The 22,866-nt window shown below is 62.5% G+C and carries 19 protein-coding genes; all 19 read right to left on the bottom strand.

Translation table 11 applies throughout. The features are described 5' to 3' along the window. Positions 1 to 4: 4 nt before the first annotated feature. The 19 genes from BUA36_RS11890 to BUA36_RS11980 all read right to left on the bottom strand — a co-directional run bounded on the left by BUA36_RS11890 (position 5) and on the right by BUA36_RS11980 (position 22,805). Positions 5 to 766 carry a DotU family type IV/VI secretion system protein gene (locus tag BUA36_RS11890; protein WP_229255686.1) on the bottom strand — a complete coding sequence of 254 codons (762 nt, stop codon included), beginning with the start codon at positions 764 to 766 and terminating at the stop codon, positions 5 to 7. 5 nt (positions 767 to 771) lie between these two features. Beyond that, positions 772 to 2,097 carry a type VI secretion system baseplate subunit TssK gene (gene tssK, locus BUA36_RS11895; RefSeq protein WP_072784741.1) on the bottom strand — a complete coding sequence of 442 codons (1,326 nt, stop codon included), beginning with the start codon at positions 2,095 to 2,097 and terminating at the stop codon, positions 772 to 774. A gap of 10 nt (positions 2,098 to 2,107) precedes the next feature. Further along, a complete protein-coding gene (locus BUA36_RS11900; RefSeq protein WP_084560120.1) occupies positions 2,108 to 2,620 on the bottom strand; it encodes a hypothetical protein in 513 nt (170 codons plus the stop codon). A gap of 10 nt (positions 2,621 to 2,630) precedes the next feature. After that, complete coding sequence (locus BUA36_RS11905; protein WP_229255687.1) at positions 2,631 to 4,061, bottom strand: cation:dicarboxylate symporter family transporter; 1,431 nt, start codon at positions 4,059 to 4,061, stop codon at positions 2,631 to 2,633. 8 nt (positions 4,062 to 4,069) lie between these two features. Then, the gene (locus BUA36_RS11910) at positions 4,070 to 5,356 is read right to left on the bottom strand and encodes a dicarboxylate/amino acid:cation symporter (RefSeq protein ID WP_229255688.1); all 1,287 of its coding nucleotides are present in this window, start codon (positions 5,354 to 5,356) and stop codon (positions 4,070 to 4,072) included. 8 nt (positions 5,357 to 5,364) lie between these two features. Then, the gene (locus BUA36_RS11915; RefSeq protein WP_072784744.1) at positions 5,365 to 6,231 is read right to left on the bottom strand and encodes a substrate-binding periplasmic protein; all 867 of its coding nucleotides are present in this window, start codon (positions 6,229 to 6,231) and stop codon (positions 5,365 to 5,367) included. After that, complete coding sequence (locus BUA36_RS11920; RefSeq protein ID WP_072784745.1) at positions 6,228 to 6,464, bottom strand: hypothetical protein; 237 nt, start codon at positions 6,462 to 6,464, stop codon at positions 6,228 to 6,230. Before BUA36_RS11920 ends, BUA36_RS11915 begins: the two co-directional genes overlap by 4 nt. 22 nt (positions 6,465 to 6,486) lie before the next feature. Further along, entirely contained in the window at positions 6,487 to 6,873 is a 387-nt protein-coding gene (locus BUA36_RS11925) for a DUF4280 domain-containing protein (protein ID WP_072784748.1), read from the bottom strand. Further along, positions 6,873 to 7,598 (bottom strand): toxin-antitoxin system YwqK family antitoxin, encoded by a 726-nt coding sequence (locus BUA36_RS11930; protein WP_072784750.1) that lies wholly within the window; start codon positions 7,596 to 7,598, stop codon positions 6,873 to 6,875. The genes BUA36_RS11925 and BUA36_RS11930 overlap by 1 nt, the downstream gene beginning before the upstream one ends. A gap of 1 nt (position 7,599) precedes the next feature. After that, positions 7,600 to 9,591: a type VI secretion system Vgr family protein gene (locus tag BUA36_RS11935; RefSeq protein WP_072784753.1), complete on the bottom strand. Its 1,992-nt coding sequence runs from the start codon at positions 9,589 to 9,591 to the stop codon at positions 7,600 to 7,602. Then, complete coding sequence (tssH, locus tag BUA36_RS11940; protein ID WP_072784755.1) at positions 9,588 to 12,278, bottom strand: type VI secretion system ATPase TssH; 2,691 nt, start codon at positions 12,276 to 12,278, stop codon at positions 9,588 to 9,590. Before tssH ends, BUA36_RS11935 begins: the two co-directional genes overlap by 4 nt. A 5-nt stretch (positions 12,279 to 12,283) precedes the next feature. Next, positions 12,284 to 13,300, bottom strand: a complete 1,017-nt coding sequence (tssG, locus tag BUA36_RS11945) for a type VI secretion system baseplate subunit TssG (protein ID WP_229255689.1) — start codon at positions 13,298 to 13,300, stop codon at positions 12,284 to 12,286. After that, the gene (tssF, locus tag BUA36_RS11950) at positions 13,288 to 15,036 is read right to left on the bottom strand and encodes a type VI secretion system baseplate subunit TssF (protein WP_072784757.1); all 1,749 of its coding nucleotides are present in this window, start codon (positions 15,034 to 15,036) and stop codon (positions 13,288 to 13,290) included. The genes tssG and tssF overlap by 13 nt, the downstream gene beginning before the upstream one ends. Beyond that, the gene (tssE, locus tag BUA36_RS11955; RefSeq protein WP_072784759.1) at positions 15,033 to 15,488 is read right to left on the bottom strand and encodes a type VI secretion system baseplate subunit TssE; all 456 of its coding nucleotides are present in this window, start codon (positions 15,486 to 15,488) and stop codon (positions 15,033 to 15,035) included. The genes tssF and tssE overlap by 4 nt, the downstream gene beginning before the upstream one ends. Positions 15,489 to 15,546: 58 nt before the next feature. Then, a complete protein-coding gene (locus tag BUA36_RS11960; RefSeq protein WP_072784761.1) occupies positions 15,547 to 16,032 on the bottom strand; it encodes an Hcp family type VI secretion system effector in 486 nt (161 codons plus the stop codon). 82 nt (positions 16,033 to 16,114) lie between these two features. Then, positions 16,115 to 17,605 (bottom strand): type VI secretion system contractile sheath large subunit, encoded by a 1,491-nt coding sequence (gene tssC, locus BUA36_RS11965; protein ID WP_072784763.1) that lies wholly within the window; start codon positions 17,603 to 17,605, stop codon positions 16,115 to 16,117. A 49-nt stretch (positions 17,606 to 17,654) separates the two neighbouring features. Then, on the bottom strand, positions 17,655 to 18,185 hold the full coding sequence (gene tssB, locus BUA36_RS11970) for a type VI secretion system contractile sheath small subunit (RefSeq protein WP_072784765.1): 531 nt from the start codon (positions 18,183 to 18,185) through the stop codon (positions 17,655 to 17,657). Between the two features lie 241 nt (positions 18,186 to 18,426). Then, the gene (locus BUA36_RS11975) at positions 18,427 to 22,170 is read right to left on the bottom strand and encodes a hypothetical protein (protein ID WP_072784767.1); all 3,744 of its coding nucleotides are present in this window, start codon (positions 22,168 to 22,170) and stop codon (positions 18,427 to 18,429) included. Next, positions 22,170 to 22,805, bottom strand: a complete 636-nt coding sequence (locus BUA36_RS11980) for a hypothetical protein (protein ID WP_072784769.1) — start codon at positions 22,803 to 22,805, stop codon at positions 22,170 to 22,172. The genes BUA36_RS11975 and BUA36_RS11980 overlap by 1 nt, the downstream gene beginning before the upstream one ends. Positions 22,806 to 22,866: the final 61 nt, after the last annotated feature.

Genomic DNA, 22,866 nt, shown 5'->3' on the forward strand with positions numbered 1-22,866 from the left:
TTGATCACAGCGTTGCGGTCAGTCCGGCCCGCACAGGCCACGACTGCCACAACCACAGTAGCTCGGAGAGTCCCAGCAGGACCAGCAGCACAATCACAAACAGCAGGCCATTGCGATTGAAGCGCGGCAGGCGCCGTGCGGCCAGATGCGACAGCGTGCTGGCGTACGCCGGCTCCGACAGCGTGCGGTCCCGCCCTTGCAGGTCGGCCGGCCGCAGGTAGACAAACTGGAAGAGCTCACGCCTGTATTCCACAATCTTGTCCTGCTTCTGGCCACGATAGCGGCCCTGGAAACCCAGCGACAGCAAATACAGATACAACCGTCCCAGATTGCGGCGCGACGGCTCGCGTTCGCGCAGCAGCTGGTCCAGATCGTCGAACACCCGTTCGCCGGCATAGCTGGACTGGAACAGCATGGTCTCAATCAGCACATGGCGCCAATAGCTGCGCCCCGCCCATTCCGTATTCAGCAGCACCTCGTCGGCCAGCGCGGCTTTCAGGAAGCGGCCCTGGATTTCCGCCTCGATGCCAGCCTTGCCGGCAACCCGGCGCGCCTCCAGCGACTGCAACTCGATCAACTGGCATAGCTGGCGGCTCAGTGCCTCAGCGGCCGATTTGGCGTCCGCTTCGCTGACTTGCGTTGCCGCCTGCGCAGAGCGCGACAGCGTGTCGTAAAAATCGCGGAACTGCACCGAGGCCAGGTCCACGCCTTCGCTGATGCCGCCGCTCCACGCGGCCGGCGCCGCCGCTGCGCTATTGGCAGTCATGGTCGTCATCCTTTGATGAACAACACCACCTCTTGCGGGCGCTGCGAGCGCACGCTTTCGGTGGCGTTACTGATTAACAGGGCCTGATCGGCCACAATGAATTCGTCCGATACCTCAACGCTGAACAAGGTGTAGCCGGCGCTGGCGCGCAAGCCCAGTTCGGGCGCCGCCTCGATGCGTACACGGGGTGCACCCAATACCCGGCGATCGGTCAGCGAGGTCCATACCGTCTTCGAGCCGATCACGGCGCCGGTCATCCACTGCGTCGCCTCGCGGTCCGGCTGGCCGCGCAGGCCAATCACCAGCCGCTGCCCCATCCACTCCGGCTGCATCGGCAGCGAGAACACCTGGCCATCGAAATTGAAGGTACAGGTCTTCCACTCCTGGCTCACTTCCGCCACCAGATCGGTCAATGCCAGCAGCACCGCATCAAAGGCCGGCCAGGCATCGGCATGATCGTAGGCCGGCGGCATCAGCGGCACCGCGCCGGGGCGCAAGGTCGCCAGCGGTCCCAGTTGCGCGCACAAGGCCAGGTACAGCGGCAACGGCTGCGTCACTGGCGCGCGCAGCACCGCTTCCAGCCATGGCAGATTCAGGATCAAACTCGATAACCGCGCCTTCTGCTCCAGCAGATTGATGCGGTCCTCCGTACGCGAGGACGGCTGCGCGGTCTGGCGCGCAAGGAACACCGCCTTGTTGCGCATATTTGTGGCCAGCGTCTGTGCGCGCTGGCGCACCGCAGCAGCGGCGGGCACCGCCAGCATGGCCGGCATGAAGGCGCCGCGATGCACGATCTCATTGCCCTTGTTGACCGTCATCAGCTTCAACGCCGTGTATGCGGCGGACGGCGTGGCGCCTGCCATCAGCGCCAGATTGACGTCCATGCGCGGCACATCGGCAGCCAGTGCCTGCGATATTTCATCCTCAACTGCGGCGCTTTCCACACCACGGAACATGGCCGGCTGGCCCGGCTGGCGCAGCGAACGTGTATTGCCGATGACCAGATACACCGGCAAATCCTGCTGCGCCATCGCTTCCGCCCATGGCGACAAGTCCAGCTCCAGCGCCTTCCCTTGCGCCAGCGCGCTGTCGTAGGCTACCGCCATGCCGTTGGGCAGTATCGCTTCCAGCTGGCGGATGCGCAGCAAGCCGGTGGTCAGCAGCGCTTCATCGATGGCCAGCTCGCGCACACCCCAGCCATAAGGACTGGTGGCCAGCGACTGCCACGCCAGCATGCCATCGACGCGCGCACCTTCCTGCTGGAAGTGCTGCGGCGTCAGCATCATGCCTTCGTGCCACTGGATGCGAGGTAAAAGTGGAGTTACGGTCATCGGTCTCTTTCTACTGTGCTGCGCCAGGTTTCACTTCGCTCACAGCGAAGCCCTGGGCGTTCAGTTGGACGACATAGGCGCCGGCATTCAGCATCAGGCGCGCGCGGTGCTCGCCCGGATTGCCGTAACCGGCAAACACCACGGCGGCCCAGGCCTTCTGGCCGTTCCACTTTCTGTCATCCAGACGCAGGGTTTGCGAAGGCACCAGTTCAAACGGATAGACCGTCAGGCCTTCGGGGAAAGTGCGCTGCAAATCAGCACGCGTGGCGTACCATTTGGACGCCGGCATATTCATGAGCGAATCCACCATGGACGCATCCTTGATCAGCACCAGGTCCACCGCGACAGCACTATTGTTATTGGCGTCGGCGGCAGCGCGCAGGCTCAGGGATTTCCAGTCGGGAGAGACAGGCTTGGGGTCCATGCCCACCAGCGAACGCATGGTGGAACAGCCGGAAAGCAGCAGCGTCGCGGCCAGCAGCAGCGGAAGCAAGGGGAGGTTGCGGCGCATCTTCAGTTGCATAAGTCAGTCTTCATAACGCGTGCCGCAGGCCATAACCTATGCCTGCGCAAAACACTGTGAACAAAGCGAACAACAACAGCAAAAATACGAACAGCGCTTGCTTGCGGGTGAAGACGAGTTTCAGCGTCGATGGGTGCCACACCTCGGAAACTTGCTCGTTATGAATATACAGTCCCTCTGCTACCAAGGCAATCAGCGCCGACGATATAAGAAAGGAAAGCAAATTTCGTGGACCTTCACACAACACTTCCACCAGCATGAAAGCGGGCAGCACGGCCTCCAGCGGCAGTCCCATCGCCCCTAGCACAAAGCCGCCAAGGATGACCGACTTCACACCCGCAATCCCCACCGACCACAAGGCGCAAGCCCAGGACAGCAGGCAAATCAGCGCAATATCGCCGATTTGCAGCGGCTGGTGGTAGATATTCGCGACGAACACCGCCAGCACGGCAAAGAACATCGCCTCCCCCGCCTTGATGAACACCGGCGCGATCGGCGATACCAGCTCCACCAGGCCACGGCTGAACCCCAGACGCACGCTCATCCCCTGGATGAAGCCCGGCACCGCCGCCACCGCCGCCGGCGAGAACAGGCATACCGTGATCGGCTCGCGTAGCGCCAGCATCACCGGCCATGGCGTGGTCTTCAAGCGCCAGCAGATCACACCGATGGCCGCGGCGCACACCAGCGCTCCCGCTACAAAGAACGACAGCAGAAAACTCCCCAGCAGCAGAATCGCATCCATGCCAGCGGTGGCGGTGGCAGCGGCGGCCAGCACAAACGCAGCGGCGGGCAACAGGATGTTAAAGCGGTGCACCAGCGACTCCAGCGCACGATACGCACCTTCGAAGATCCCATTCAACTGGGCCGAACGTTGCGGGTCCTGCACCGCCACGGCGGCGCCAAAACACAGCACGCCGATCAGCACCGCCGGCACCGAGCCATACGCCAGCACGCCAAACAGGTTGTCCGGCACCAGCATATGCACATCCAGCGGCTGCGGCGCCGGATCATCGTCGTGCATGCTCATGCTGAACTGCGAATCCGAACGCAACGCCAGTCGTCCCAGGGTCGCGGTCTGCTGCGCCGACAAGCCGGAACCGGCGCCAAAGACGCTGGCCACGATCACGCCGACGATGGCGCATAACAGCATGGCCAGCAGCGAGGTGCCCGCCACCTGCGCCAGCCTGCGCCCCGATCCCGGCTCCGATGGCAGGCGCTGCAAACCAAAATACACGGCCAGGATCACGAACGGAAAAGCCGCCATCTGGATCAGCGACAGATACAGTGCAGCCAATGCCGCCAGCTGGCCGGCGCGGTCCGGCGCCAGCGTGCCTACCCAGCCGCCGAGCAGCATCGCCCCCAGCAGCGTCGCCGGATGCTGGAATACATCGCGCAGCTGTATGATCGACGGCGGCTTGACCAGGGTCTGTATCTGCATGGCGCCCCCTACAGTTTCACCGGAGCGGCGCAGATGGCGGCGACGGCGGCGCAACTGCTGATCACCGTGACCGCAGTGCGACCCATCGCGCAGATGGGATCGACCGCCACCAGCAAAATAAACGCCGCTTCAAACGGCAGCGACAGATAGCTGCAAATGGTACCGATCAGCGATACGGTAACAATGCCCGCCATGCCGGCCGAGGCAAATCCGGACAGTACCGACACCAGTACCAGCACCCCCAGGTCCAGCGCCGACACATGACGTCCGTACAGCGCGGCGATGAACAGCGTGCCGCAAACAAAATACGCCACCGCGCCTACGCGCAGCAGTGAGATACTGAGCGGAACCAGCAGCTCCACGCGCGTGCGCGAAAACTGCAGCTTGTCCACCAGGCCGCTGACCATGGCAGGCATGCAGGTGGCGCTGTTATTGGTCGCCACACCGAGCGCAAACGGTTCGCGCATCGCCTGCGCCACGGTACGGAACGGCACACCGGCGCGGCGGCCCATCAACGCGATGGCCAGGACCAGCAACAGCGCGCACACCAGCAGGAAGAGCATGACGAAACCCGCCATTGCGCGTATCGGCCCCAGTCCCGCCAGCGCCACCTCGCTGGCCGCCATGCAGACCAGCACAAACGGCACCGGCAAGTTGACCCAGCGCGTCAACGTCTGGCAGGCGTGATACACCGTCTCCAGCGCCTGATGCAAGCCGCTGGCGATCCGGTTAGGCACTTGCCCCGCTGCAAAGCCGAACAGCAGCGCAAACACCAACGCCTTCAAGGTCTCGCCATTGGCCAGCGCGGCAAAAATATTCTGCGGGATCAGCGCCTGCAGCACTTCTTTCAGGCTGGTGCGCTTCGGCGCTTCCTCGATGGTACGCATCGACATCCGCGTATTGCTGCTATCCGTATCGGCGCTGACGATCTTGCCAAGTGCAACGCGGGTTTCGGCGCGCAGGTCACCGCCCGGGCGCGCCAGCAAGGAAGCCGCAGCGGCCAGTATCGCCACCAGGAAGGAGAACGTCACGAACACCGCCACCACACGCTTGAAAATGCGCGCGGCGCCGCCGTCGTGGTACAGGTTCTGCAAACTGAAGATCACCGCCGAAATCATAAACGGCAGCACAATCATCTTGAGCAGATCCACATACACTACGCCCACCACGCCCAGATGCCGCGCAAACGCCGGCGCCGCCCAGCCCAGCACACCGCCGGCGATCACGCAGCCCAGCACCGTCAGCGGGTTCAGAGCCCAGCGCTGAAAGCCTTGCATGGAGGTCGGAGCGTCCATTGCTGTCCCTATTTGATCGATTTGAGCACACTGCTCACGGTCGGTTTTTCGGCCCGCTGCGCGATCACTTCGTTGACGAAGGAAAGCAGCGTCAGGTCGCGGATGCCGACCATGATGCTGAGCGGGGACTCCAGATCGTTGAATGTCACCGTGCGCAGCGACAGCGCCAGACTGGGATCGCTGTTCACGATCTGCATGATCTCCAGTTCATCGCGATAGGCGGCAACCACTTCACCCTTGATGGCGGCGTTGACCGCATCCTGCCAGGTTGGATAACTCACCAGCTTCGCCTGCGGGAAGTTGCGGCGGCCGAACTCCTCCCACGAAGAATTGGCAATCACGCCGATGCTGCCGGTGAAGTTGCGTATCACCTGCGGCAAGGGCTGGTCCCCCGCCATCTCCGCAAAGCGCACACGGTTAATCAGCAGCGCATGGCCCAGGCGCATATAGCTGTTTGAAAAGTGCACCATCTGCCCGCGCTTGAGCGTGCGCGCCAGACGGCTGATGCCCAGATCTGCCTGGCTGTTGGCCACCATTTCGGCGACGCCATCAAATGTCTTCGGACTGCGGTCGAAACGCACCGGCACGCCCAGCTCCTTGCCGATCAGCCTCGCCAGGTCAACGTCGGTGCCGACCAGCTGTCCTTTCTGCGTCGAGAAAAATGGCGGATTGTCTGCCGCCAGCATGGACACCACCAGTTCGCCGTGGTTGACGATGCGGGCAATATCCGGCGCCAGCATACGCCCATCGGCTACCTGCACCAGCGGCGAGTTGCCGGCGTCACCACTTGCCCTGGCACGCGCCCCGGTCTGCGCCCACGCCATGCCGCCCAGGCACAAGGCCATGCATAGCAGGAGGACGCGCGTGATGTTCATTGCGCCGCCTTCTGCACGGCTTTCACGCGCTCGGTGACCGGCGCTGCGGCAGCGGCGGCGTCATTGGATATCTTGCCCATCACCTGCTGGCTTTTGCGATCGATAATCGCCGGCCGCTCCGCCATGCTCTTGCCCACTTCGTAACCGAGTGCGAACAACAGCACCAGCAAAGCCACGCCGGAAAAGATCGCCAGTGCGATCAGGCGGGGTGTCAGACTGAATCGGTATTCCATGATTGCGCTCGCATTCTATGCTTCAGGGGACCATCACAGTGACCTGGCCCGGTACGTTGATGCTGATGACACCACCCCACATGCACATCAACTTCGATGAGTTATTCAACGCCGGCATATTGCCGATCAAAACTGTCGGCGAACCAGGCGCCCATGGAGCGACCGTCGCCGGTACGCAAGGCATGGGCGTCAGCACGCCAAGCGCCGCCGCAGTCGCCGCAGCTACCATGGGATTGGACAGCGACTGGCACATGCCGAACGGCGGTACATTCATGATCGGCTTGTTATCCATGATGGTGGCGGATGGTGTCGTCGTCATCACGCAGTTGGCCGGCAGGACCACCAATGAAGACGGCGCCACGCCAAAAGTACACTGGAGCATGCCGCCCATGCAGGTCTGTTGTCCCATCAGCTTCCCCTCACCAGTTTTTGCAGCCGCTCCAGAATGTCCGGCGTGGCTGCGGCATTGTCGGTACGCCGGCCCTTGCTGTCATAGCGCGCGGGCGCGCCCACCGGCTTGCCGTCGCGGTAGATCACCTCTTCCATCAATTCGCCGTCAGGCCAGTAGCGGCGCATCGGTCCATGCAGCAGATTGGCGCGGTAGGTACAGCTTTGCACTACGCTGCCTTGTGGATCGAAGTCGCTTGAGTCGCCGTCCAGCAGGCCGTGCTTGTAATGCGATTTACGGACCCGCAGCCCTTCATGGAAAAATTCGGCCGGACCGTGTATCTGGCCATTCAGCATATGCTGGCGCGCACTCAGGTTGCCCGCTTCGTCGTACGACAGCGACTGGCCTTCCGCTATGCCGTTCACCATCATCTGCCGCGACACGCAGCGGCCGTTCAGGAAAATCTCCATCATCCCGTGCGGCATACCGTGCTGGAACTGGGTCTGCTGTATCAGCTTGCCGTCAGGAGCGTAGGCCTGCATGGCGCCGTGCATTTTCCCGGCCTCAAAATGCGCCTTCAGCACTGGCAGGCCTTGTTCGCTGAACTGCTCGAAAGGACCGTGCAGCGCACCGTCCTGCAACCAGGCGCGTTGCAGCACCAGGCCCGCATCGTCACGCTCCTCGACCAGAAGCGGCGCAGCTGGGGTGGCAAGCAGATCGTCCGGCATGGCAGTCTCCGTTGTCATCTCAGTTCACCTTCGCCAGTGCGCCCTTGAGCGTCAGCATCGCGCCAGCTTCCACCGTTTGCGTGGCGTCCGCCTTGCTGTTGATGATAGGCGCCTTGTTATCCATCTGCACACCGCCCTGGTTGAGCATCTTCATGCCAGCCTTGTTGGTCAGGTTGGTGCCGGCTTCGCTGGTCAGTTCCGTGCCGCCCTTGATCGAAAACGCGGTGCCGGACTTCGCGGCAAAAGCGGTGCCGGCTTCCTGCGTGACGCCGGCACTGGATTTGATGCTGATGTCGCCAGTGACGGTGATCGTCAGCTTGCCGTCGATGGTCAAGGCATAGTCACCGGCGACCTTGTGCGTGAACTTGCCGCTGTTGGTATGCGTTTCATCGCCGGTCACGGTGATGTCGCGCGTACCTTTGACGTTGTGCGTCTCCTTCCCTTTTTGTACATCCACCGTACGGTCGCCTTCCTGCAAGGTGTGGATCTCCGCACCTTTCTTGATGGTGGTGGTCAGTGCGTTTTCGATCTCGGTCAGCATGTCCTTTTGCGCGTGCATATACAGCTGCTCCGCATCCTTCTTGTCCTCAAAGCGCAGCTCATTGCCTGCCGCGCCCTGCTTGGACGACCAGGTCCGCATGATGGTTTGCGTTTGATTGGCAGGCAGCTCGGCAGGCAGTGCGTTCTCGCCGTTGTAGACGCATCCCGTCACCATCGGCCGTTCCGGATCGCCGTTGAGATAGGTGACGACCACCTCCTGGCCGACGCGTGGCAGGAACAACGCACCAAAGCCCTTGCCCGCGACCGATTGCGCCACGCGCAGCCAGGTCGAGCTTTTATCGTCCTTGGCGCCGTCCCGGTCCCACGGAAACTGTACCTTGATGCGTCCCCACTTGTCGGTCCATATTTCTTCGCCGCTCGGACCGACCACCAGCGCCGTCTCGCAACCTACCGCGCGCGGACGTGGCGTCTGTACCGGCGGCCGGAAGGGCACGGCGGACGGGAAGGCCTCGAACGAATTGGAATACAGATCATCGCGCGCGGTGTGATGCACGCGGCGCAGCACAAACGCGGCATTGAGCGTATCGACGAAATGCCCGGACAAGGTGAATTTGCTGCCCGCGCTGAACGGATAGCAGTAACTATCGCCACGCAGGATCTCCGCGCCGACCTGGCTGGCTTCCACGCGCAGCTTGGCGATCGCGTTGGCTGCCGCGACGGCGAGGTGGCCGGTCGCAAATTCGTACACAGCACCGTTGCCGGTGGTGGCGGAATGCGTGCCTTCCAGCGAGGTGCTGGGGTTGATGAAGTCATAGTCGTTGACAGTCGATTTCTTGATGGCGATGCGGTTTTCATACGCGAAGCGCGAGACGGTATCGATTTCATTGCTCATCCCAGTATGCGGGAAGAAGCGCACTTTGGCTGCGCCATCGCAATCGGCAAAGTTGGACGATGCATCGCCCAGTACCATCGTATGTCCGCTACTGCTGAACGTGAAGAAGTAGAAGATGCCGGCCTGCTCCATCAGACGGCTGATGAAGTCAAACGCCGTCTCATCGTACTGCACCACGTAATCCAGCTTGTCATAGGTCTGCGTCAGCTTGTCGTCAAAGGTGATGCCGAAATCGCCCAGCACTGCCTTGATGATCTCCGCGACAGATTTGGCCTGATAGATTTTGCGGTCGCGCGATAGCGTCAGCAGCCAAAGCATGGGCACGACTTCCGCTTCATAGGTCGAGAAGTCCTGATCGAAGCCACCTTGTATGAAGCGGGAGACGATGCCCGTGATATAGCGCTTGCTGCCGCCTTCCACATTCAGCGTCACCGTCATGTTCTTGCCGACCACTGTGGCGGCACTCAGACCGGCGTTAGCTGAGCGCATGTACAGGCTAAACTTGAACAGTTCGGAGATGCCTTCGCTGCCCTCGACCGCATCAAGCAGCAGGTCGTTATCGCCAAATGGCGACGTGAGCGAGAGCAGGCCGCCCGGCTGTTCAAACCCGGTCCTCATGGCTGGCCTCTCATTGGATTATCGCGGAAGACATAGGCAAACTGCTCATCCACGCCGACACTCATGTGTATCGCACTGAATGGCTTCTGCATCGACATCCGCTCCAGCACCAGCGACGACAGCAAGGGCAGCACGGTCTGCGTCAGGATGAAGTCGATATTACGGGCGCCACTGTCCACCTCCGTGCAACGCGCGGTGACGACCTCCGTTACCCGGTCATCCCAGGTAAACCGGGCGTTGTGGTTTTCCGCGAAACGCGCTGCCAGCTTGGCTAGTTTCAGATCGACGATATTGCTGATCTGCTCATCGCCGAGCGGGTAATACGGAACCAGCACCAGGCGGCCAAGGAAGGCGGGGCTGAACTGGCGCAGCAAGGCCGGGCGCAGCTGCTCAATCAGCTCGGTCACTTCGGGACGTTTGCCGTTGGCGCACGCCTGGGTGATGACGTCCTGCGCGGCATTGGAAGTCAGCAGGATCAGTGTGTTCTTGAAGTCGATGGTGATGCCTTCGCCGTCCTCCATCGTGCCTTTGTCGAATACCTGGAAGAACAGCTCCAGCACATCCGGATGCGCCTTCTCCATTTCGTCCAGCAGGACCACGCAGTAAGGGCGGCGGCGCACGGCCTCCGTCAACACGCCGCCTTTGCCATAACCCACATATCCGGGCGGTGCGCCTTTCAGGCTGGAGATGGAATGTGCCTCCTGGAATTCGGACATATTGATGGTGACCATATTGCGCTCGCCGCCGTACAGCATGTCCGCCAATGTGAAGGCAGTTTCGGTTTTCCCTACGCCGCTGGGGCCGACCAGCATGAACACACCGACCGGCTTGCCCGGATCATCCAGCTCGGCGCGGAAGGTACGCACACGGCGCGCGATGGCATCCAGCGCCTGCTCCTGGCCAACCACGCGGTCTTCCAGCCTTTCCTTCAACTGCAGCACGGTGTGAATTTCGTCGGCCAGCATTTTGCCGACCGGGATGCCGGTCCAGCCGGAGATCACGCCCGCGACAATTTTCGAGTCGACGCAGACCGGCACCAGAGGCTCGTCGTCCTGTATCGCCTCCAGGCCTTTTTGCAGGCGCTGCAACTGGTCGCCGCGTGAAATACGTTCTTCGTCATCGAGCACGGCCGCGTCATCGGTGGTGGCAGCGATAGCGCGGCGCAGCACCAGGATTTCGTCGACTGCGCGGCGCTCTTCGGCCAGCTTGTCCCGCACGCGGGTCTGGCGCTCCTGTAGCTGCGTCAACTGCTTGTCGAAGCGCGCGATATCGGCAGCGCGGTCTTCGCCGCGTGCATGCTGCTGACGCAGCAGGCGTAGCTCTTCGCTGGTCAGCGTGATGTCGTACTCCAGCGCTTCCAGCTGCGGCGGCGTGCCCGCCTGCCCGATCGCGACGCGGGCACACGCGGTATCCAGCACGCTGATGGCTTTATCCGGCAGCTGGCGTCCCGTGATATAGCGGTGCGACAGGCGCACTGCATCGGTGACCGCTTCATCGAGGATTTCCACGCCGTGATGTTTTTCCAGCGTCGCCACCATCCCGCGCAGCATGACCACTGCGGCATCGGCCGACGGTTCCTCGACTTTGACAACCTGGAAACGGCGAGCCAATGCTGGATCGCGTTCCACATATTTTTTGTATTCCGCCCAGGTGGTGGCGGCGATGGTGCGCAGTTCGCCGCGCGCGAGGGCAGGCTTGAGCAGGTTGGCGGCATCACCCTGCCCCTCACTGCCGCCAGCGCCGATCAGCTGATGGGCTTCGTCGATGAACAGGATGATGGGCGTGGCGGAGGCGCGCACTTCGGCAATTACTGACTTGAGGCGGTTTTCAAATTCGCCTTTGATGCCGGCGCCGGCTTGCAACAACCCGAGGTCCAGCGTTCGCACTACCACATTGGCCAATGCCGGTGGCACCGCACCTTGTGCAATACGCTGCGCAAAGCCTTCCACGACAGCGGTCTTGCCGACACCGGCCTCGCCCGTCAGGATAGGATTGTTCTGGCGCCGGCGCAGCAGGATGTCGATGATCTGGCGTATCTCCGCATCGCGGCCTCGTATGGGATCGATGCGGCCCTCACGCGCCAGCGCTGTCATGTCGATGGTGTACTGGTCCAGCGAAGGCGTGGCGCCGCTCGCCGCGCGCGCCACAGGCATTACGCCGGCTTCCCCGCCGGCTGGCGCGATAGCGCTGGTCTGAACCGCGCTGCCGGCATCCTCGGCTGAACTCGCCAATAGAGCTGCAAGCTCGCTTTTCAGCTGCTCACGCGGGATCTTCAACAATTCCGGCGCGGTTTCGATCAGCAGACCGCGCAAACTATCCTGCTCCAGCAGCGCAAGCAGCACCGTGCCGGAACGGATCTGCTGACTGCCCAGCAGCATGGAGCTGAGCAGCCAGGCTTCCTGGAACAGCGCGATGAAATGCTGCGACAGTGCTGGCGTACGGCCGTTGCCACGTTTGAAGCCATCCATGCTGCGCTGAAGCTGCACCGTCACCGCACTCTCGGCGATGCCAAACCGTTCGAGCAGCAGCACCAGATCCGGCGCCCGCTCCTCCAGCAAGGTAAACAGCAAATGCTCCAGCTCCACGTTGAACTGCGTCTGCTTGACGCACAGCTCTGCGGCATGGCCCATCGCCCGCTTGCATTCGGGATTCAGCTTGGACAGCAAGGTGCGGATATCAATTTCCATGGTCGTCAGCCTTCAGCAGTCGACAGCAGGAAGTTGGCCGGCTGATACGTCGCCGTGGAAGGACCGGCGCTGCACAGCCATGTACTCAGGCCCAGACGTGGCGCCAGCGGCTGCCCTGCCCCCAGCAGCGTGTGCGGACGCCCGGCCAGCTGCAAGCGCAGACGCACCTGGATATCCCGCTGGAGATGCCGCGCCACCAGCCAGCCCAGTAGCGCGTTGTCTTTTTCACCCGGCAGTAACGCTGCGTACTGCGCGGCTTTCAGCGGTGGCGCATCCAGCGCCAGTCCGGCGCCCTGATCCCACGCCCGCGTGCCAAGGCAGGCGCCCATGCCCAACCGCGCCTGCCGCGTCACCGGCTTGCCCGGATCATGCAGACGCGCACGGTCGCATACCGCCAGCGGATGCCAGCCGCCGACAAACTGCTTGCCATTGAAGCGCACGCCCATCCGGTCGCGCACTACCGCCAGCAACGATGCCATCGAACGCGGCGCCGCTCCCTGCAAGCCCGCATGGCGCAGCCAGGCTTGCTGGCCGTCCGGCCCGCGCACACCTTCGGCGCGTCCCAGGCTGGCCAGTGCATCCAGGCTGCGCACCAGCGGCGCGGTGTTGATCGCATCCGTACTTAAGGCCAGATGATGCTTGCGCCGGCTGCGGTATAAAAACCCCAGCAAGCGCTGATTGAATATGTCCAGGAAGTCCAGGCCGGACATATCGCGCGCGCGACGGCGTTCCATCAGCAGCTCGGTGAACGGTATCGGCAGCGGCCCTTGTGCACCGGCCAGCGTCAACACGGGCGATTTCAATGTCAATGGCGGACCGGGACGTGTACTGTCCTGCAAATCGGCGACATCGCTGGGCGCAAACGACATATCCACCTGGGCGGCCAGGCGCAACGCTTCATCCATGCCGCCAGCAGTGCCCACCGGCGCACGCGCAGGTTCGCTTCGTTCCAGCAGGCTGATTGCCTGGAACAAATCGAAGGCGTGCGGGTCGTCCCGCAATAGCGACATCAGATCAGACATTGTCGTCCACTCATCGCAGGCCACTGCATCCAGGGTTCGCCGCCACGTTCCACGGCCAGCCGCACAAAAGAATTCGCCGAAGTGTACAAGGCAAAGAAGCGCGACAGCACACCACCGAGCACCAGCGGCGAGGTACCGACAAACGCATCCGCATCAAACTCCAGCACGATGTCCGTGCCACGGCAGTGGCCTCGCCAGGTATCGTTGCCCAACCGCGCCGTCGCCACCGAGGCCACCATGCTTTTCACGCCACGCACCTGTGCTTGGTCGCGCGCACTGTCGCCAGCGAACAGCATCAGCATCTGCTGCAAGGTAGCGACACTGGTGGTGCCATCCACCAGCGAGCGGTGATTCAGCCGCAGCAGCGCCACCAGCGACCACAAGGCCTTGGCCTCCATCACCGGCGGGCGCTGTGCGCTAGGCTGATAGAGCGCGCGTATCAGGGTCGAAGTAGAAATGCCCTCGCCATAGAAACGCGTACCTGGCGCCACCTGTTCGGCCAGGTCACGGTTGGTGCATAGCAGTTGGGCGTAGACCACCGGCTCGTCCGGTACCACGCGCACGTCGCGGCGGTCGACAAAGCTCAGATACACGTCGGTACCTGTAATCCCCTTGCGCAGACTCATCTCGCGGCGCAGGGACCAGAACACGCCGTCGCTGCCGTCCAGAGTGGACTCCGCAAAGACGCTGGGAATGATGGTGGGCCTGTCGGCGCGCGGATCGGAAGCCGTGACCGAGACCACCGAATGCACTTCCATCACGGCTTCGCGCTGATAGTCCGGCACCAGCAGGTATTCGTAATGTCGGCGATGCAGGCGTATCGGCTCGCTGGTCACCGGGAACAGGTTCACCGCCGGCACGCAGCCGAGCTGGAAATTGTCCGCGCTCAGTTGCGACAACACGCGCGCACTGCGGTTGAATACGAAGCGCAGCGAGAACCCCTGCCCTGCGCCCAGCAGGCCTCGCAGCCCGTTCACGTCAAAGAACTGGAACTTGCGCGGAAAGGCGAAATACTCCTGCAGCAGCGCGTATGCCGGATGCGCGTGCGCGGGCTGCGCCAGCACGGCTTCGTTTTCATCGAAGCCCACCTCGGTGAGCGCCATGGGTCCCAGCCGATGCAGGCTGCCATCGCCGCCTTGCAGTTCCATGCGTTCCAGACCGCTAATCAGCAGTTCATGCAGGGGCATGGTCGTCATCAGATCGCCATGCAGATGCAGGCGCAGGCTGTCCAGTTCCAGCTCCGCCACATCAATGCCTTCATCACAGCGCAAATCCAGGCGCAGCGTGCGCGTATCTTCCATCTTGATGGCGGCCACGCGCAGCGGCCACAGGGTGGTATCCCACGCTACCTGGAAGCGGCAGTTTTCGCCGCTGGCGGCGGTCGTCGACAGCATGGCGCCGCGCGCCACCGGCATGCCCGCCATGACCTTGCCCTGCGTCGAATCGAGCGTCATCTGCACCACCGTCATGGCGGGCACGGGCTGCGTCAGGCTTGGGCACAGATTGTCCAGCATGGCGCCGGCGATGGTGGGGAAATCGCGGTCCAGATCGCGGTGCACGCGCGCGGTCAGAAAAGCGACCGATTCAATCAGCCGTTCCGTATGCGGATCTGCCGACTCACCGCCACTCAGCACCAGCCGTTGCGCAACCTTCGGATAACGCGCGGCGAAGTCCGCCGACTGCGTGCGCAGATAGGATAATTCGCGGCGATAGTATTCGAGGATGTCGTCGCTCATGCCGTGGCCTGCATGGATGCTGAACGCGCGTCCAGCACGACGTCAAAATTGACACGGCACAGTTGCTGTCCCAGCGCCACCACTGCGGCGATCGCCGCGTGTGCGGCAAACGGCCGCGCGGGACTGCTCAGCACCTGCACGCGCACATGCGACAGCCTCGGTTCGTACAGGGCGATGCCGCGCTCCAGCACCGACGACCAGGTCACGAGATCCTGGTCCGACTGCGCCGACAGCGCCAGCATGTCCGGCAGTCCGTAATCCAGTACGGTGGGATCGCCTTCAAGGAACTCCTTTATCGTCAGCCCGTTGCGCACATTGAAAAGCCGCAGCAGGTCCTGCTGTAGCGAATGCTGCAAGCCGCCACCATCGAGCAGCCTGCCATCGGCAGAGGCATGCATGCCGGTGATGCGGTCGAACAAGGGAACGAGCGACGCCGTGATGGCTTTAGACATAGTTCACTACGATACACGGTGATCACTCGGGCGAACGCCGCGCGCCCGCCCATGGTCATCAATCCGCCTTCATCGTCTCCAGGTTCCAGTTCCAGGTACCGGTGCCCTTCGCAGTCGAATCGGCCTGCTGCTGGGTATAGTCGCACTTGATCTTGGTGAAGCTGATCGAGAACGAATCCGACGGAATGCCGCCACCGCCCGAGGTGCTGATGTTCGAGATCATGGCGTTGGTCAGCTCGTACTTGAAGAAGCTCATGTACTTGCCGTTTTCAACCCGCCCCACGTGCAGCGTGGCGGTGCCGACCTTGGTGCCCTGGGTACAGGCCTTGTACATCTCGGTGGTCGACAGGTCCGACATTTTCGAGAACGAGATCTCGGAAAACACCGGACGGCCGGAGGTACGCTCCGTGTTGGAGGAATCCATTTGCAGCGGCAGCGATGCGCTATGCGAATACGACAGCACGATGATCTTGTCGGCATAGCCGGTGATCATGCAGTTGCCCTTGATGGTCGTGCCCAAATCCAGAATAAGTACGTCAGACATTGCTGGCTCCAGTTGTTGATGTGCGGGCCCGGACGCCAGCACGGCGCCGGGACTGCGGAAGTGTCAGTTGAACAGCGCGGAATCAGCCAGCGGCGGCAGGCAGTTCCGCGACCAGGCGGATCGACGTGGTCAGCTCTTCCATCTGGAAGTGCGGTCGCAGGAACACCGTGGCCGAGTAAGCGCCTGGCTTGCCTGGTTTTTCGGTGACATCGACACGGCCTTCAGCCAATGGGAAGCGCGCCTTTTCGCCCTGCGTGGCGTTAGGGCTCAGCAGCACATAGGAACTGAGCCAGCTATTCAGATAGTTCTCCACGCTTTGACGGGTCTGGAAGCTGCCGACCTTGTCGCGCATGATGACCTTGATGTAGTGCGCGAAGCGCGATGCTGCCAGCACGTACGGCAGACGCGACGACAGGGCCGCATTGGCGTTGGCCGAGTCCAGGTTGTAGAGCTTGGGCTTGTTGACGGTCTGGCCACCGAAGAAGGCCGAGTAGTCCGAGCCTTTGGAATTGACCACGGCGATGAAGCCAAGGTCGTTCAGCTCTTTCTCGCGGCGGTCGGTGATGGCTACCTCGGTTGGGCACTTGAGCGCGATATCGCCTTCGTCGGTCTTGTAGGTATGCGCCACCATGCCTTCGATCTTGCCGCCGCCTTCCACGCCGCGAATCGCGGTGGTCCAGCTATGCTTGGCGTAGGCGTCGGTGATGCGCAGGCCCAGTTGGTAGGCCGAATTGGCCCACAGGTATTTGCTGTGATCGCGGCCGTCGACATCTTCCTCGAAGCTGAAGCTTTCGACGGGATTGGTCTTGGCGCCGTATGGCAGGCGCGCCGCGTAGCGTGGCAGCACCATGGCGATGTAGCGCGAGTCTTCGGACTCGCGGAAGCCACGCCACGAGGTCAGCTCGGCGCTTTCAAAGATCTTGGACATATCGCGCGGCACGCCCAGTTCGGTGAACTCGCTCATGTCGAACAGCGATGGCGCGGCAGCGGTGATGAATGGCGCATGCGCGGCGGCCGCCACTTTCGACAGGCGCTGCAGCAGCGCCACGTCTTGCGGATGGCGGCCGAAGTAGTAGTCGCCGATCAGCACCGAATAGGGATTGCCACCGAAGGTGCCATATTCCTCTTCGTAGATTTTCTTGAACAGCACCGACATGTCGTGATCGACCGCGCTCTCCAGGTCCTTGAGCAGCTCTTTCTTGGACACGTTCAGCAAGCGCAGTTTCAGCGTGGGGCCGGTTTCGGTACCGAACACCATGTCGTGCAGGCCGCGCCACGAAGCTTCCAGTTTCTGGAATTCGTCGTGGTGGATGATGGCGTTGAGCTGGTCGCTCAGGATACGGTCAATTGCGGCGACCCGCTCGTTGATCATTGCGACCACGCCTTTATCGGGCGCGGTTTTCATGCCTTCGTCCAGCACCTGGGTGGCGAACTGGCCCAGCAGTTTTTTGGCGTAAGCGCTTTGCGAAGGCTCGACCGCCATTTTGCCTTCCTGGACGATGCGGTCCAGCAGGCTTAGTTCTCCAGTCTCCGTCGCTTTGGCGCCGCCTTTGGCGGATTGATTAGCAGCCATGATTTAGCTCTCTCGTTATAACGATGTAGGGGAAGCGCGTGAGCGCTGATCAGGTTGGCGACGCTTCGGCGTCAGCCGCCGGCGCGGTTTCAGCCGGTCCCTGTTCCTTGAGTGTCTTCAGCTCTTCGCTGTTCTGGATGATGTTTTCCAGCAGCGCGTCGAGTTCATCGTTGCCATCGAGTTTGCCGAGCAGGTCGCGCAGTTGTTGGCGTACTTCCAGCAGTTTGGCCAGGCGTGGCACTTGGGCGACGATGGCTTCCGGGTGGAAGTGGTCGTATTCGGTGAAGTTCAGTTCCACCTTGAGATTGCCGTCGCCCTTGAGGGTATCCGGCACGGAGAGGTCGAGACGTGGAGCGATTTTGCCCAGGACTTCATTGAAGTTGTCGCGATCAATTTCAATCAGTCGTCGCGCCTTGAGCTTGGGCGGCGGGACCAGCGGCTGACCGGAGAGGTCTGCCAGCAGGCCAACCACGAGCGGGAGTTCTTTTTTTTCGGTGGCGTCACCGATCTCTACATCGTACGTGATTTGCACACGTGGGGGACGGTTCCGTCCTACCCATTTTTGTAAGCTGTCTGACATTCCCATCTCCACAATGCTAGTAAAAGCGGCTGACGATGTACAAACTAAAAACAGGCGGACTGGAGTTTTTTAAAAATGCGGCTAGGCTCGCGTCACCACCCTCGTTGCGCCGCAACGGTGATAGCTACAAAGGTTTCCAATACTCAATTGATAATAAATGTAAATTCTTTATGGAACAAGCATTTTTACGTATTGCCGCGTGCGTTTTTCGCCACTGCACAAATGTGACATTTTGGTGACGTCAGGTTGTGGGTGGCGGTTCTATCGGTGGTGGCAGCTTGGCGGCGGCGAGTTTCTGCGCCAGCGACTGACTTGCCTCGCTCGCGGCTTTTACGGTGGAAGCTGGGTCGGGCGGTTTGATGCCTGGTTTGTCGATGGCATCCTTGAGTTGGTCCAGTGATGGACGTTTGAGATTGGTGGGTGGTTTGCCTGCAAGTGCGTCTTTAAGGACGTCTGCCGCTGCCGGTGCTGCTGGCTTGGCAGGTACGGCCGCAGCGGCGGCATCCGCGAGGTTGCCGGGGACCGCGGGGATGGCGGCGTTGAGGTCCGCAGGCGCTGTTGCGGCAGTTGCCGCCTTGGTTTGCTCGACGACGCCGGCAGGCGCGTCAGGGATATCAGGCATCGCAGTGCGAACGTCTTTCTTGCCGTCGATGGGCGGGATGGATTTGTCTTTGCCATCCTTGCCATCCTTGTCGCTGGCAGCGAGGCTGCCGGCTGCGCTCTTGTCGCCGCCCACCGCGCCGCCTGGAGGGCTTGCGCCACCGTCGGCGGCGTTGACGTTGGCCTTGTCGCCAGCAACCTTCGTGGCATCGACATCGGGAGGCTGCGCGCCGTCGCCAGCGCCCTTGGCAGTCGTGGCGTCGCCGGTGCTCCCGGTGGCGGCGGCACTATCGGCTGCTTTGGCGTCGCTGCCTTCGGCGCCGGTGCTGGCTGACGCTCCGGATGCTTCCTTGCTCGCTTCCGCCGTCGAGCTGTCGCCAGCAGCCGCGCCGCCTTGTGCAGCGGCTCCGTCCTCTGCACTCGCGCCGCTGTTGCCGTCTTCGCTGGCCGCAGCGTCAGCCTTGCTGCCTGCAGTTTCGCCGTCTGTGGCCGCACCTTGTGCTGCCTGGCCTGCGCCCGCTCCCGAAGCAGCAGCAGCAGCAGCGCCTGCGGCAGCCTCAGTGCTGGGTGCCGCAGCACCGCCGTGTTTCTCCACTTCCCCGGCCACAATCGTTTCTGCCTTGATCGCATCCGCGCGCGCTGCATTCACCTGCGCTTCCACCGACTCCGCTTGCGCCTTCGCCTGATTGATGCCCGCCTGCGCTTGATCCTTCATCGCCGTCGTCTGCGACTCCGCACTGGCCGCCGCCGAGCCAACATCCTTCTCACTGGCGACCACCTGCGCCGCAAGCGACTGTTCCGACTCCTTGGCCGCTTGCGCCGCCTGCTGCGCCTTGTCCGCCTCTGCTTTCACGTCCGCCGTCAACGCATCAGCATCAGGCGCATGCGGCGCCATCGCATCCGCCGACTGCGCGCGCGACTCCTCCAGCGACGACGACATCTGCGCCATCGCCCCATCCGACTCCGCCGCCACGCTATCGGCATCCTGCTTCATGCTATCGAACGAAGCCTGCACCTGCTCCGATACCGAACTATCCGACGACATCGAATCGCTGGCCTGCTGCGCTCCCGCCCTGGTTTCATCCGCCGCCGACTGCACACCGGCCGCGCCCTGCAATGCCTCCCCGGCCGCAGCCTTGGCCTGTGCCACCAGATCGCCCGCAGCCGCCTGTGCCTGCGCCTTCCACTGATTCACCTTGTCCGCGACATCACCCGCCTGCCGCACCTGCGACGCCGCCTGCTGATACGTTCCCGCAACATCATCATAAAACTGCGCAAACGGCGCGACCTGTTCGCCGACCTCGCGTATCGGCAAATCCTCAATCGCCTTCGACGCCTGGTCCACATACGACAGCGCCTGATCCGCGCCCTGCCGCACCTGCTGCCGCGCCGTGCCGCTGACCGAATCCACCTGCGCACTGGCTTGCGACAGCATATCGGTCAGCTTCTGCACCGGCTGGCGCGCCTGCTGCTGCACGGTCGCCAGCGTGGCGCTCAACTTGTCCAGGCCCTCCTGCGCCATCGCCGCGGCCTGCCCTACTTTCTGCTTGCCCTGCGCCAGCAGATCCTTCAGCGGCGCACCGGCAGCCTTGATCTGTTCCTCCAGCGGCTTGAAGGTCTGATCCAGCAAATCCGACAACTGCTGCTTCAAACGCTGCACCAGCGCCTCGCACTGCAGCTTCTCCAGGCACTGCTGCACGGTCGAACGCACCTGATCCAGAATCTGTTGCACCGCTGCGGTGGCCTTATCAAACTGCTCCTGCACCACCGGCGGAATCTTTTCCGCCGCATCGCTCACCTGCTTGAGCGCGGCCTGCATCTTCTCCAGCAAACCAATCAGCGTATCAATCGCCACCTGCACCTGCGCCACCGCCTGCTCCAGCAAGGGATTGAGCCCATCGACCACACCGATCGCCTGATCCATCAGGGCACTCGCCTTGTCCGCCGCCGTCTTCACCGCTGTGCGCGCACTGGCGATGGCAGTCTTCACACCGGGGATCATGCCCTTGATGCCGACGAATAGCCCACGCGCCACCATCAACGGCGGCGCCTTCATTTGATAACGCGTGCAAATCTCAATCGCGTTCGTGCACAGCACATCCGCCTGATCCAGTTCGCTGGATGCCGTATCGAGCAAGCCGTTGGCCTCCGCCACGAATGGCGGAATGCTGTCCTTCACTTGCGTGAGCATGGCAATCGCATCGGCAATCGCCGTACGCACGGGGATGAAGTTGTCCGGCAGTTGCCTGAGCGTGGCTTTGGCATTTTCCGCCTCTTCATCCAGCTCGCGCATCAGTTGCAGCACCTTGTCGATCTCGCCGCGTATGGTGTCCAGCACCGCCTGCAACGCCGCCTCGATATTGTGCACGCGCGTTTCCAGTGCGTCGATGGGCTTTATCACACGGTGTATCAGCGTATCCACCGTGGCCGCCGCATCGGAGATCTGGTCGATGACTTTATCAACCTGCGCGCGTGCTTCGGCCAATGGCTTGAACAGGATGTCACTCACGCGATCGAGCTGCGCGCTGGCGTCATCAAACAGCGCCTCGCAATTGCGCGCCTCATCGCCGATGGCGCGATTGATGTGGTCGACCAGGTTCATCGACGCCTGCAACGGATCCAGCAGCGCATTGGCTTTATCGTTGAGCAGATCGGAAACGCCGCCGATGGTTTTGGTCGCCAGCTCGGTCGCATCCTGCATCGCCGAGTCCAGATCGGTGACGTTGCCATCCAGCGTATCGCGCAGGGACTTGATCTGCGCCAGCGTATCCGATTGCAGATGTTCGGCACGCGAGATCACATCCTGCACCGCTGCGTTGCCGGCGCCCGCGCCGCCCTCCAGCCTGGCCAGCGTTTTCAGTTGCTGCGACAGCGGCAGCAGATCGCGTCCATACTGCTCGACCATCGCCCCGCTGCGTTTGGCCAGATCCGCCAGCGCCTGGCCGCGCGAGGGCATGCTGTTAAAGAAGGCCATTTGCGCGCTGAAGTCCGGCACCAGCGCCTGCAGTTCGGGCAGCGTGGTGCTCAGCGACGCCACCGCCTGGTTGGCACTGTCCACCACGGCCTGTACGCCCGCCGTCTGGTCCAGCAAACGCTGCGGAATCGCGGCGGCATCGCTGGCCAGCTTGCGCAGGTCCGCGACCGCCTGTTCCAGCACGCCGGTGCAGCAATCGAGTATGGCCTGGGGATTCAGCAGATCGGGAATGGCCTTCATCTGCTCCACCACCTTCTGCATGTCTGCCTTGGAGGAATCGACGGTGGTGGTGACGTCGTCGGCAAAGCCCTTGCCCTGCTCCACCACGGTATCCGCCGCCTTTTGCACCGCAGCGGCGATATTCGGCGGGCATTGAGGCAATACCTCGACGGCGTGGTCGATGACTTTCACTACAGTGTATCCAGTGTGGACGTGGTGCGCGACGTGGCGTCACTCAGCGCCGCCTTGATCGCCGCCACCTTGGACGGCGCCGGGTCCAGCGACAGCGATGCCGAACCCACCGTGGCGATGGTGGCCTTCACTTCGGCCAGCGCCTGGTTCAGCTCAGGCAGCACTTCGGCGCCTTCGATCTGTACCTCCTCCAGCAACGGCAGCAGGTTGGGCACCACCGGGATCTGCGGCAGCGCGCTTAGCGCAGGCAGTGCCGACAAGGCTGCGGCGGCAGCGCCTGACGATGGCGCCACCAGACGCCCGGGGCGTGCCTGGCGATTCAGTTCTTCGTACACCAGCACCGCACCGCTTTGCAGACGCCCCGCCAGCGCGTGCAGCCAGCCATCCGCGCCCGCGTTCGCCGTCGCCAGCGAAGGGCCGGAGCGTTGCAATATCCATTGAAGTTCAGCGCGGGCGGCAGGTTCGCCCATCCAGTAGCGCAGGTAGGTATAGGCGTCGGCCGCCGAGGCAAAGCGGCGCCGGGAGCCGGCCATGCCGCCACCGCCATACGCCAATACCTGCCCCATCTGTCCACCAGATTCGTAGAAAGTAACGCGGCTGGAGTGGCGCCATAAGCTGGCCAGTGGATGCAGCATGGGAGTTCCTGCTTGAACCTTGGTCCGGCGACAATAACATGAGCAGCTTGACAACGCAAAC

Origin of the sequence: Duganella sacchari, from assembly GCF_900143065.1 — a bacterium.
Taxonomy (GTDB): domain Bacteria; phylum Pseudomonadota; class Gammaproteobacteria; order Burkholderiales; family Burkholderiaceae_D; genus Rugamonas; species Rugamonas sacchari.

Coding starts and splice junctions, on each gene's coding strand:
- BUA36_RS11920 (WP_072784745.1), bottom strand. CDS start 6,464: ATGGAATACCGATTCAGTCTGACACCCCGCCTGATCGCACTGGCGATC.
- BUA36_RS11925 (WP_072784748.1), bottom strand. CDS start 6,873: ATGGGACAACAGACCTGCATGGGCGGCATGCTCCAGTGTACTTTTGGC.
- tssF (WP_072784757.1), bottom strand. CDS start 15,036: ATGAGCGACGACATCCTCGAATACTATCGCCGCGAATTATCCTATCTG.
- BUA36_RS11980 (WP_072784769.1), bottom strand. CDS start 22,805: ATGCTGCATCCACTGGCCAGCTTATGGCGCCACTCCAGCCGCGTTACT.
- tssE (WP_072784759.1), bottom strand. CDS start 15,488: ATGTCTAAAGCCATCACGGCGTCGCTCGTTCCCTTGTTCGACCGCATC.
- tssC (WP_072784763.1), bottom strand. CDS start 17,605: ATGGCTGCTAATCAATCCGCCAAAGGCGGCGCCAAAGCGACGGAGACT.
- tssB (WP_072784765.1), bottom strand. CDS start 18,185: ATGTCAGACAGCTTACAAAAATGGGTAGGACGGAACCGTCCCCCACGT.
- BUA36_RS11960 (WP_072784761.1), bottom strand. CDS start 16,032: ATGTCTGACGTACTTATTCTGGATTTGGGCACGACCATCAAGGGCAAC.
- BUA36_RS11935 (WP_072784753.1), bottom strand. CDS start 9,591: ATGAGGACCGGGTTTGAACAGCCGGGCGGCCTGCTCTCGCTCACGTCG.
- BUA36_RS11915 (WP_072784744.1), bottom strand. CDS start 6,231: ATGAACATCACGCGCGTCCTCCTGCTATGCATGGCCTTGTGCCTGGGC.
- BUA36_RS11905 (WP_229255687.1), bottom strand. CDS start 4,061: ATGCAGATACAGACCCTGGTCAAGCCGCCGTCGATCATACAGCTGCGC.
- BUA36_RS11890 (WP_229255686.1), bottom strand. CDS start 766: ATGACTGCCAATAGCGCAGCGGCGGCGCCGGCCGCGTGGAGCGGCGGC.
- tssH (WP_072784755.1), bottom strand. CDS start 12,278: ATGGAAATTGATATCCGCACCTTGCTGTCCAAGCTGAATCCCGAATGC.
- tssG (WP_229255689.1), bottom strand. CDS start 13,300: ATGTCTGATCTGATGTCGCTATTGCGGGACGACCCGCACGCCTTCGAT.
- BUA36_RS11930 (WP_072784750.1), bottom strand. CDS start 7,598: ATGACAACGGAGACTGCCATGCCGGACGATCTGCTTGCCACCCCAGCT.
- BUA36_RS11900 (WP_084560120.1), bottom strand. CDS start 2,620: ATGCAACTGAAGATGCGCCGCAACCTCCCCTTGCTTCCGCTGCTGCTG.
- tssK (WP_072784741.1), bottom strand. CDS start 2,097: ATGACCGTAACTCCACTTTTACCTCGCATCCAGTGGCACGAAGGCATG.
- BUA36_RS11910 (WP_229255688.1), bottom strand. CDS start 5,356: ATGGACGCTCCGACCTCCATGCAAGGCTTTCAGCGCTGGGCTCTGAAC.